Below are 12,148 nucleotides of genomic sequence, written 5' to 3' on the forward strand. Positions count from 1 at the left end.
GTGGCCCGCCACGGAGCCCGCCGACGGGCCCGCTGCGGAGACGGCCGCGGCCGGGGCACCGGACGCGCACGCGCCGCTCCTGCTCTCCGCCCGCACCGAGCCGGCCCTCCGGGCCCAGGCCGCCCGCCTGCTGGACCTCGCCGGACACGGCGCCCCCGGCCTCGCCCGCTCCCTGGCCACCACCCGCACGCACTTCCCGCACCGCGCCGCCGTCCTCGGCGCCGGACCCGCGGACCGGGCCGACGCCCTGCGGGCGCTGGCCGACGACCGCGCGGACGCCCCCGGACTGCTCCGCGCCACGGCGGCCCGGACGCCCCGGCTGGCCTTCCTCTACTCCGGCCAGGGCAGTCAGCGCGCCGGCGCCGGGCGCGAACTGTACGGCGCCGAACCGGTGTTCGCGGCGGCGGTGGACGAGATCGCCGAGCTGTTCGGCCCGCACCTGGCCGCCCCGCTGAAGGACGTCCTGTTCGCCGCACCGGGCACCGCGCAGGCCGACCTGCTGGACACCACCGCCTATACCCAGCCCGCCCTGTTCACCCTGCACGTCGCGCTGCACCGGCTGGCGACCACCGCGTACGGGCTGCGCCCCGACCACCTGATCGGGCACTCGATCGGCGAGCTCAGTGCCGCCCACCTGGCCGGCGTGCTCACGCTGCCGGACGCCGTGGCCCTGGTCGCCGCCCGCGGCCGGCTGATGGAGGCGCTGCCGGCAGGTGGCGCGATGGCCGCCGTCCGGGCCACCGAGGCCGAGGTGCTGCCCGAACTGGACGGGCGGGTGTCGGTCGCCGCCGTCAACGGGCCCGGCTCGGTCGTCCTCTCCGGGGACGGCGACGAGGTCCGCCGGCTCGCCGAGGAGTGGCGGGCGCGCGGGCGGCAGGTCAAGCTGCTGACCGTCGGGCGCGCCTTCCACTCGCCGCACATGGACGCCGTCCTGGACGAGTTCCGCGCGGTGGCCGAGCGGTTGACCTACCACCCGCCGCGCCTCCCGGTGGTGTCCAACCTGACCGGCGCCCTCGCCTCGGCGGCCGAGCTGACCGACCCCGGCTACTGGGTCCGGCACATCCGCGAGGCGGTCCGGTTCCACGAGGGCGTCCGCACCCTGGACGGGCTCGGCACCACCGCCTACCTGGAACTCGGGCCCGGCCCGGTGCTCACCGCCCTCGCCGAGGAGAGCCTCACCGCCCTCACCGAGGACGGCCCCGCCGGGCCCGCCCCCGCCGCGCCGAGGGCCCTCGCGGCGCTGCTGCGCGCCGACCGCCCGGAGCCGGCGACCGCGGCCGAGGCGCTCGCCCGGCTGCACGTCCACGGCGTGCCGGTCGACTGGGACACCGCCCTGCCGTCCGGCCCGGCCCGCACCGACCTGCCGACCTACCCCTTCGAGCGCCGCCGGCACTGGCTGGACCAGCCCGCCGGCCGGTCCGCCGACGCGTCCGGTCTGGCCGCCACCGGCCACCCGCTGCTCTCCGCCGCCACCGAACTCCCGGACGGCGAGGGCTGGCTGCTCGCCGGGCGGATCTCGCTGCGCACCCACCCGTGGCTGGCCGACCACGCCGTCGCCGACGGCGTCCTGCTGCCCGGCACCGCCTTCCTGGAGCTGGCCGTCCAGGCCGCGCTGCGCGCCGGTGCCGCCCACGTCGAGTCGCTGGACCTGGCGGCCCCGCTCCCCCTGCCCGCCACCGGCGGCGTCCGGCTCCAGGCGCTGCTCGGCACCGCCGACGCCGAGGGCCGCCGGCCGCTGCGGATCCGCTCCCAGCCGGACACCGAGGCCGCCGACGGCGCCGAGTGGACCACCCACGCCACCGGCACCGTGGCCGACCGGGCGCCCGCCGCCCCCGGCGCGGACACCGCCGCCTGGCCCCCGCCCGCCGCCGCCCCGGTCGGCCTCGACGACGCCTACGAGCGGCTCGCCGAGCGCGGCTACCGGTACGGCCCGGCCTTCCGCGGCCTCACCGCCGTCGCCGCACTCGGTGAGGAGCGGTACGCCGAGATCGCCCCGACCGCCGCCGACGCCGACGCCTACGCGCTGCACCCGGCCCTGCTGGACGCCGCCCTGCACGCCGTCGTCCTGGACGCCGAACGGACGGTCCTCCCCTTCTCCTGGCGGGACGTCACCGTCCACCGCGCCGGCGCCGCCGCGCTGCGGGCCCGGATCACCCCGGCCGGCCAGGACACCGTCACGCTGGAGCTGACCGACCCGGCCGGCCTGCCGGTCGCCACCGTCGGCGCGCTCACCCTGCGCGCCCCGGCCGCCGCGGGCCCGGACTCGCTGTACCGGCTGGACTGGCAGCCGCTCGCCTTCGACGGCGCCCCGCTCGACGGCTGGGCCGTGCTCGGCGAGGACGCCCGGCCGCTCGCGCCCGCCGGGAAGCACCCGGTGCTCGCCGACCTCGCCGAGGCCGGCGCCGGGCAGACCGTGCTCGCCCCCGTCCGCACCGCCGAGCAGGCCCTCGCCCTGCTGCACGCCTGGCTGGACGGCGAGCGGACCGGCACCCTCGTCCTCGTCACCGAGCGCGCCGTCGCCACCCACCCCGGCGAGGACGTGCCCGACCCGGCCGCCGGCGCCGTCTGGGGCCTGGTCCGCAGCGCGCAGGCCGAACACCCGGACCGGTTCGTCCTGCTGGACGTCGACACCGCCCTCGGGGGCGGCGCGCCCGGAGCCCCGGGAACCCCCGGCGCCGACCGGTCCGCCGCGACCGACCCGACCGGGACGATCGCCGCCCTGTCGACCGCACTGTCGGCCTCCCTCGCCACGGGCGAGCCGCAACTCGCCCTGCGCGCCGGGGAGATCAGCGTCCCGAGGCTGGTCCGCACCCGGGCCGCCGACCTGCTCGACCCCGGCACCGCCGCGGCCTGGCGGCTCGACACCACGACCCCCGGCAGCCTGGACTCGCTGGCCCTGCTGCCCGCCCCCGAGGCCGAACGCCCGCTCGCCGCCGGGGAGGTGAGGATCGCCCTGCGCGCCGCCGGCCTCAACTTCCGCGACGTGCTGATCACCCTCGGCATGTACCCGGGTGGGGCCCGGATCGGCGCCGAGGGTGCCGGCACCGTCCTGGAGACCGGCCCCGGCGTCACCGGACTGCGGCCCGGCGACCGGGTGATGGGTCTGGTCCAGGGAACCCTCGGCCCGGTCGCCGTCACCGACCACCGGCTGCTCACCCGGATCCCCGACGGCTGGAGCTACGCCCAGGCCGCCACCGTCCCCGTCGCCTTCCTCACCGCCTACCACGGTCTCTACGACCTCGCCGGCCTCCGGTCCGGCGAGACCGTCCTGATCCACGCCGCCACCGGCGGCGTCGGCCAGGCCGCCGTCCAACTCGCCCGCCACGGAGGCTCGGTGGTGCTCGCCACCGCAGGCCCCGGCAAGTGGGGCGTGCTCCGCGGCCTCGGCCTGGCGGGCGACCGGGTCGCCTCCAGCCGCACCCTCGACTTCGAGGACTCCTTCCGGACCGCCACCGGCGGCCGCGGCGTCGACGTCGTCCTCAACGCGCTGGCCCGCGAGTTCACCGACGCCTCGCTGCGCCTGCTCGCCCCCGCCGGCCGGTTCGTCGAGATGGGCAAGACCGACCAGCGCGACCCGGCGACCGTCGCCGCCGACCACGACGGCGCCGCCTACCTGGCCTTCGACCTGTTCGACGTCGACCCGGACCGGATCGCGGTGATCCTGGCCGACCTGACCGGACTCTTCGAGCGTGGCGAGCTGCTCCCGCTGCCCGTCCACGCCCAGTCCGTCCGGCAGGCCCCGCAGGCGCTGCGCAGGCTCAGCCAGGCCCGGCACACCGGCAAGCTCGCGCTCACCCTGCCGACCGCGCTCGCCGACGGCGGAACCGCGCTGGTCACCGGCGGCACCGGCGCACTCGGCCGGCTGGTCGCCCACCGCCTCACCGCCCGGCACGGGGTCCGGCACCTGCTGCTCGCGAGCCGGCAGGGGCCGGACGCACCCGGCGCCGCCGAACTCCGCGCCGAACTGGCCGAGTCGGGAGTCACGGTGACCTTCGCCGCCACCGACCTCGCCGACCCGGACGCCGTCGCCGCGCTCGTCGCCGGCGTCCCCGCCGACCACCCGCTGACCGCCGTCGTGCACACCGCGGGCGTGCTGGACGACGCCGTCCTCGGCTCGCTCACCCCCGAGCGGCTGCGCACCGTCCAGCGGGCCAAGGCCGACGGCGCGTGGCATCTGCACCGCGCCACCGCCCACCTCGACCTCGCCGCCTTCGTGCTGTTCTCCTCCGCCGTCGGCCTGCTCGGCAACCCCGGCCAGGCCAACTACGGCGCCGCCAACGCCCGTTTGGACGCGATCGCCCAGCACCGGGCGGTCCGCGGGCTGCCCGCCGTCTCGCTCGCCTGGGGCCACTGGGCCGAGGCCGGTGGCATGGCGGCCGGGCTCACCGCCGCCGAGACCGAACGCCTCGCCGCCACCGGCCTCGCCCCGATGACCAACGAGCAGGCGCTCACCCTGTTCGACGCCGCGCTCACCACCCCCTACCCCGCCCTGGCGGCCGCCCGCCTCGACCCGGGGCCGGTGCCCGCCGACCGGCTCGCGCCCGTCCTGCGCGGCCTCGCCCGACACCGCCCCCGTCCGGCCGCCGCCGGCGGCGCCGAGGGACCCGCCGCGCTGACCGCCCTGCTCGCCGGCCAACCGGCCGCCGAGCAGGAACGGCAACTGCTCGCCCTGGTCCGCTCCACCGCCGCAGCCGTCCTGGGACACCCGGACGCCACCGCGATCCAGAGCGACCTCGGCTTCATGGACAGCGAGTTCGACTCCCTCGGGGTGATCGAGCTGCGCAACCGGATCAACACCGCGACCGGTCTGCGGCTGCCCACCACCGCCCTGTTCGACCACCCGACCCCGGCCGCCCTCGCCGCCCACCTGCGCGACCGGCTCGCCCCCGCCCCGCAGCCGCACCGGGCCGACCCGACAGCCGAGTTCGACCGGCTGGAGCAGGCCCTGGCCGCCCTCGGCGACGACCCGGACGCCCGCGCCGGCGCAGCGGCCCGGCTCACCGCGCTGTTCGCCGTGCTCGGCGCGCCCACCCCGGCACCGCACCCGGACGGACCGGCCGCCCCGGCGGGCCCGGAGGCCGACGACGGCCTCGCCGCCCGCATCACCGACGTCAGCGACGACGACATCTTCGACTTCATCGACAACGAGCTCGGCATTTCCTGAGAGAGGCCAACGCAGAGATGAGCACCAACGAGCAGAAGCTCCGCGACTACCTCAACAAGGTCGCCGCCGAGCTGCACCAGACCCGTCAGCGACTGCGCGACGCCGAGGCCAAGGCGGCCGGCGGCGGCGCGGAGGAGCCGATCGCCATCGTCGGCATGGCCTGCCGCTTCCCGGGCGGCGCCGACACCCCGGACGCCCTGTGGCGGCTGGTCTCCGACGAGCGCGACGTCGTCGGCCCGTTCCCCGCCGACCGCGGCTGGGACCTCGACCACCTGTACGACCCCGACCCCGCCAAGCCCGGCCGCAGCTACGCCCGCGAGGGTGGATTCCTCTACGAGGCGGGCGAGTTCGACGCCGAGTTCTTCGGCATCTCGCCGCGCGAGGCGCTCGCCGCCGAGCCCCAGCAGCGCCTCCTCCTGGAGACCGCCTGGGAGGCCCTGGAGGACGCCGCGATCGACCCCGCCGCACTGCGCGGCAGCCGGACCGGTGTCTTCGCGGGCGTCATCGCCCAGGAGTACGGGCCGAGCATGCACCACCTGCCCGCCGAGGAGACCGACGGCTACGTCCTCACCGGCACCACCACCTCCGTCGCCTCCGGCCGGATCGCCTACAGCCTCGGCCTGGAGGGCCCGGCCGTCACCGTCGACACCGCCTGCTCCTCCTCGCTGGTCGCGCTCCACCTGGCCGCGCGCTCGCTGCGCGCCGGGGAGTGCTCGATCGCCCTGGCCGGCGGCGCCACCGTGCTCTCCGCGCCCGGCATGTTCATCGAGTTCAGCCGCCAGCGCGGCCTCGCCCCCGACGGCCGCTGCAAGCCGTTCGCCGCCGCCGCCGACGGCACCGGCTGGGGCGAGGGCGCCGGCCTGCTCGTCCTGGAGAAGCTCTCCGACGCCCGCCGCAACGGCCACCGGGTCCTCGCGGTGCTGCGCGGCTCCGCCGTCAACCAGGACGGCCGCTCCAGCCAGCTCACCGCCCCCAGCGGCACCTCCCAGCAGCGCGTCATCCGCGAGGCGCTCGCCTCCGCCGGGCTGACCGCCGGCGACGTCGACGTGGTCGAGGCGCACGGCACCGGCACCCGGCTCGGCGACCCGATCGAGGCCCAGGCGCTCATTGCCACCTACGGGCAGGCGCACAGCGACGGACAGCCGCTCTGGCTGGGGTCGGTGAAGTCCAACATCGGGCACACCCAGGCCGCGGCCGGCGTGGCCGGGGTGATCAAGTCGGTGCTGGCGATCCGGCACGGTGTGCTGCCGCGCACCCTGCACGTCGACGCGCCGTCCCCGCACGTCGACTGGTCGGACGGCACCGTCAGGCTGCTCACCGAGCGGCAGGAGTGGCCCGCCCTGGACCGGCCGCGACGCGCCGCCGTCTCGGCGTTCGGCGTCTCCGGCACCAACGCGCACGTCATCGTCGAGCAGGCGCCGGAGGCGTCGGAGCAGGCGGCGGACACCGCGGCCCCGTCCGCCCCGGCCGTGCTGCCGTACGTCCTGTCCGCCCGCACCCCCGAGGCGCTCACCGCCCACGCGGCCCGGATCGCCGGCCGGCTCGCCGGTGGTCGCACCGACGGCCTCCCGGGCCCCGACGCGGTGGCCGCCGCCCACACCCTGGCCACCGGCCGCGCCGCCCTGGAGGAGCGCGCCGTCGTCGTCGCCCCGGTGGGCGACGGCCCGACGGCCGACACCCTGGCGGCGCTGCGCGGCCTCGACGGCCCCGGCGTGGTCCGCGGCCGGGCCGGCACCCCGGGCCGCACCGTCTTCGTCTTCCCCGGCCAGGGCTCCCAGTGGACCGGCATGGCGGCCGGCCTGCTCGCCACCGAGCCCGTCTTCGCCGACGCCCTGACCCGCTGCGCCGACGCCCTCGCCCCGCACACCGACTGGTCGCTGCTCGACGTGGTCCGGGGCGCGGCCGACGGCCCCGACCCCGACCGGGTGGACGTGGTCCAGCCCGTGCTCTGGGCCGTCATGATCTCGCTCGCCGAACTCTGGCAGGCCTACGGCGTCCGCCCCGACGCCGTCGTCGGCCACAGCCAGGGCGAGGTCGCCGCCGCGTACGTCGCCGGCGGGCTCACCCTGGAGGACGGCGCCCGGATCGTCGCCCTGCGCGCCAAGCTGCTCGCGCGGATCTCGCACAAGGGCGGCATGGTCTCGGTCTCCCGCCCGCTCGCCGAGGTCGAGCAGCGGATCGCCGCCTGGCCCGGCCGGCTGTCCATCGGCGTCGTCAACGGCCCGCAGGCCACCGTGGTCTCCGGTGACCTCGACGCCCTCGCCGAGCTCACCGAGGCGTTCACCGCCGACGGCGCCACCGTCCGTCCCGTCAACATCGACTACGCCTCGCACTCGGTGCAGACGGAGGCCCTGCGCGAGGAGCTGCTCGCCCTGCTGGCCGACGTCCGCCCGCGCGCCGGCACCGTCCCGCTGCTCTCCACCGTGACCGGCGACTGGCAGGACACCGCCGGGCTGGACGCCGGCTACTGGTACCGGAACCTGCGCCACACCGTCCGCTTCGAGCAGGCCACGCGCCGGCTCGCCGAGTCCGGGCACACCGTCTTCGTCGAGGTCTCCCCGCACCCCGTGCTCACCGGCGCGATCGAGGACACCCTGGACGCCGCCGGGGTCGCCGACGCCGTCGTCACCGGCTCGCTCCGGCGCGGCCGGGGCAACCGCGACCGCTGGCTCTCCTCCGTCGCCGAGCTGTACGTCCGGGGCGTCGCCGTGGACTGGGCGACCGCCTTCGCCGGCGCCCGCCCCGCCCACGCCGACCTGCCGGGCTACCCGTTCCAGCGGCAGCGGTACTGGCTGGACGCCAGCCGCTCGCCCGAGCACCTGTCCGCCGCCGGTGCCGGTGCTCCCGGTTCCGGCGCCGCCGGGGACAGCCTGTTCTGGGAGCTGGTCGCCGGACGGGACGCCGGCCGGCTCGGCGAGGCGATCGGCGTGGACGGCGACCGACTGGTCCCCGTCCTGCCCGCGCTCGCCTCCTGGTGGGACCGCCGCCGCGCCGCCACCGCGGCCGACGGCTGGCGCCACCGCCTGACCTGGCGGCCGGTCACCGTCCCGGCGGGCCGGGCCGGGGGCCGGTCGGACGGCCGCTGGCTGGTCGTCGTCCCGGAGGAGGCGGTCGGACACACCTGGGCCGAGGGGCTCGGCGAGGCGCTCGCCGCGGCCGGCGGCTCCGTCGAGCTGCTGGTCGGCGGGGTCGACCGGGCCGCGCTCGCCGCGAAGCTCGCCCTGACGCTCGGCGGAGCACCCGCCGGACCGGCCGGCTCCGGGACGCCCCCGGTCGCCGGCGTCGTCTCGCTGCTCGGCCTGCACCCCGGCCGGCACCCCGAGCACGACGACCTGCCGTGGGCGCACGCCGCCCAGGTCGCGCTCGCCCAGGCCCTGGACGAGACGGGCCTGACCGCGCCGGTCTGGTACCTCACCCGCGGCGCCGTCGGCACCGGCCCCACCGACCCGGTCACCGATCCGGAGCAGGCCCTCGTCTGGGGCTTCGGCGCGATCCTCGCCGCCGAGCAGCCGGCCCTCTTCGGCGGACTGCTCGACCTGCCGGCCGCGCCCGACCGGCAGACCTGGCAGCAGGCGGCCGCGCTGCTCACGGACGCGTCCGCGGAGCGCGAGGTCGAGCTGGCGCTCCGGCCGGCCGGAGCCTTCGCCCGTCGGCTGGTCCAGGCCGCCCCGCTGCCCGCCGCTCCGGCGGCCTCCCCGGACGGTGGGCAGGACGGGTCGCAGGACGGGTCGGAGGACGCCGCCGACCGGTCGTGGAAGCCGCGTGGCACCACCCTGATCACCGGCGGCACCGGCGCCCTCGGCGGACACGTCGCCCGCTGGCTGGCCGGACGCGGCGCCGAACACCTGTTGCTGGTCAGCCGACGCGGGGCCGACGCCCCCGAGGCGTCCGCCCTGGAGGCCGAACTCACCGCCCTCGGGACCAGGGTGACCTACGCCGCCGCCGACGTCGCCGACCGGGCCGCCCTGACGGCCGTCCTCGACGCCGTCCCCGCGGACCTGCCGCTCACCGCCGTCGTCCACACCGCCGCCGCCCTGCACGACGGCCTCATCCCCACGCTCACGCCCGAGCAGCTCGCCGCCGCCCTGCGCGCCAAGGCGGGCGCCGCCCGGCTGCTGCACGAGCTGACGGCCGGCCACGACCTGTCCGCCTTCGTCCTCTTCTCCTCGCTGGCCGGTGTCGCCGGCATCCCGGGTCAGGCCAACTACGCGCCCGGCAACGCCTACCTCGACGCGCTGGCCGCCGAGCGGCGCGCCGCCGGTCTGCCCGCGACCTCGATCGCCTGGGGCCACTGGGCGGGCGCGGGCATCGCCGCCGACGGCGCCGAGCAGCAGCTGCTCCGGCACGGCCTCGCCTCGCTGCCGCCCGTCCAGGCCGTCGCCCTGCTCGGCCAGGCCCTGGACCACGGCGAGAGCCACCTGGTCGTCGCGGACGTCGACTGGCCGGTGCTGTTCCGTGACCGGCCGCACCCGCTGGTCGCCGAACTGGTGCCGCGCGCCGCCGCCGCTGCCACCCCGGCGGCGGCCGGCGGGAGCGACGTGCTGGCGCGGCTCGGCGCGCTGCCCGCCGCCGAACGGCGCCGCAGCCTGCTCGGCGTCGTCCGGGCCGAGGCGGCGGTCGTCCAGCGGCACCGTTCGGCCGACGCCGTCGACCCCGCCAAGGCCTTCGGCCAGCAGGGTTTCGACTCGCTCACCGCCGTCGAGTTCCGCAACCGGCTCGGCGCGCTGACCGGCCGCCGGCTGCCCGCCACCGTCGTCTTCGACCACCCGACGCCCGCCGCGCTCTCCGACTGGCTGGCCGAGGAGCTGTGGGGTTCCGAGGGCGGGTCCGGTACGGCCCCGGGCGCGGTCACCGCCCCCGGTGCGGCCGTCGTCGACGACGACCCGATCGTCATCGTCGGCATGGCCTGCCGCTACCCCGGCGGCGTCGGCTCGCCCGAGGACCTCTGGCGGGTGGTCTCGGAGGGCGTCGACGCGCTCTCCGGGTTCCCGACCGACCGCGGCTGGGACCTCGACGCCCTCTACTCGCCCGACCCCGACCGGCCCGGCACGTCCTACGCCCGGCACGGCGGATTCCTCGACGGCATCGGCGAGTTCGACGCCGAGTTCTTCGGCGTCCCGCCGCGGGAGGCACCCGCGATCGACCCGCAGCAGCGACTGCTGCTGGAGACCACCTGGGAGGTCTTCGAGCGCGCCGGCATCGACCCCACCTCCCTGCGCGGCAGCCGCACCGGTGTCTTCGCCGGGATCTCCGGCCGCGACTACGCGAGCGCTGCCCAGCGGGTCCCGGCGGAGCTGGAGGCCTACCTCGGCATCGGCAACGCGGGCAGTGTCGCCTCCGGCCGGATCTCCTACACCTTCGGGTTCGAGGGCCCGGCGGTCACGGTGGACACCGCCTGCTCCTCCTCGCTGGTCGCGCTCCACCTGGCCGCGCAGTCGCTGCGCTCCGGCGAGTCCGACCTCGCGGTGGCGGGCGGCGTGCTGCTGATGACCACCCCGACCACGTTCGTCGAGTTCTCCCGCCAGCGCGCGATGTCGCCCGACGGCCGCTGCAAGGCCTTCGCGGCGGCGGCCGACGGCACCGGCTGGGCCGAGGGGGTCGGGCTGCTGCTGGTCGAGCGGCTGTCGGACGCGCGGCGGCTGGGTCACGAGGTGCTGGCGGTGCTGCGCGGTTCGGCGGTCAACCAGGACGGCGCCTCCAACGGCCTGACGGCCCCGAGCGGTCCCTCGCAGCAGCGGGTGATCCGGGCGGCGCTGGCCGGCGCGGGCCTGGAGCCGGCCGACGTCGACGCCGTCGAGGCGCACGGCACCGGCACCACGCTGGGCGACCCGATCGAGGCGCACGCACTGCTGGCCACCTACGGGCAGGGCCGGCCGGAGGACCGGCCGCTCTGGCTGGGGTCGGTGAAGTCCAACATCGGGCACACCCAGGCGGCGGCCGGCGTGGCCGGGGTGATCAAGTCGGTGCTGGCGATCCGGCACGGCGTGCTGCCGCGCACCCTGCACGTCGACGCGCCGTCCCCGCACGTCGACTGGTCGGACGGTTCGGTCCGGCTGCTGACGGAGGAGCAGGCGTGGCCGGACGCGGGCCGTCCGCGCCGGGTGGGCATCTCGGCGTTCGGCGTCTCCGGGACCAACGCGCACGTCATCGTCGAGCAGGCGCCGGTCGAGGCGGAGACCCCCGAGGCCCGCGAGGGGGAGCCGGTCGCCGATCCTGCGGCGGCTGCCGCGACCGCTGCCTCGGTCCCGTCCGTGGTGCCGTTCGTCGTGTCGGCGCGTTCCCCGGAGGCGCTGCGTGAGCAGGCCCTGCGGATCGCCGGGGTGGCCGAGTCCGCCGGTTCGGCGGTGGACGTCGCACAGTCGCTGGTGACCGGGCGGGCCGCCCTCGAAGAGCGGGCCGTCGCCCTCGGCGACCCGGCTGCGTTGCGTGATCTGGAGGGTGTGGAGGTCGTTCGCGGTACTGCGCAGGCTGGTGGGCTGGCGTTCCTGTTCTCGGGTCAGGGGAGTCAGCGGGTGGGGATGGGGCGTGAGTTGTATGCCTCGGAGCCGGTGTTCGCTGCTGCGTTCGATGCGGTGGTGGAGGCGCTGGGTGTGCCGGTGGGTGAGGTGATCGTTTCGGGTGTGGGGTTGGACGAGACGGGGTGGACGCAGCCGGCGTTGTTCGCGGTGGAGGTGGCGTTGTTCCGTTTGTTCGAGTCGTGGGGTGTTCGGCCTGATTTTGTGGCGGGGCATTCGATCGGTGAGTTGGCGGCGGCTCATGTGGCGGGGGTGTTGTCGCTGGGTGATGCGGCGGTGTTGGTGGGGGCTCGGGCGCGGTTGATGCAGGCGTTGCCGGGTGGTGGGGCGATGGTGGCGTTGGAGGCGTCGGAGGAGGAGGTGCGGGCTGTTCTGGTCGCGGGTGTGGATGTTGCGGCGGTGAATGGTCCGTTGTCGGTGGTGGTGTCGGGTGATGTGGCGGGGGTGGAGGAGGTTCGGGGTCGTTTTG

General features: G+C 77.3%; 2 protein-coding genes. Both read left to right on the top strand.

The window, feature by feature from the left end; translation table 11 throughout:
* Positions 1–5,164, top strand: a 5,164-nt coding sequence (locus tag ABZY91_RS39535; protein WP_355408792.1) for an SDR family NAD(P)-dependent oxidoreductase, incomplete at its 5' end; no start/stop codon positions are given.
* A gap of 17 nt (positions 5,165–5,181) precedes the next feature.
* Positions 5,182–12,148, top strand: a 6,967-nt coding sequence (locus tag ABZY91_RS39540; protein ID WP_355408794.1) for a type I polyketide synthase, incomplete at its 3' end; no start/stop codon positions are given.

Origin of the sequence: Kitasatospora sp. NPDC002965 (assembly GCF_040611255.1) — a bacterium.
GTDB lineage: Bacteria > Actinomycetota > Actinomycetes > Streptomycetales > Streptomycetaceae > Kitasatospora.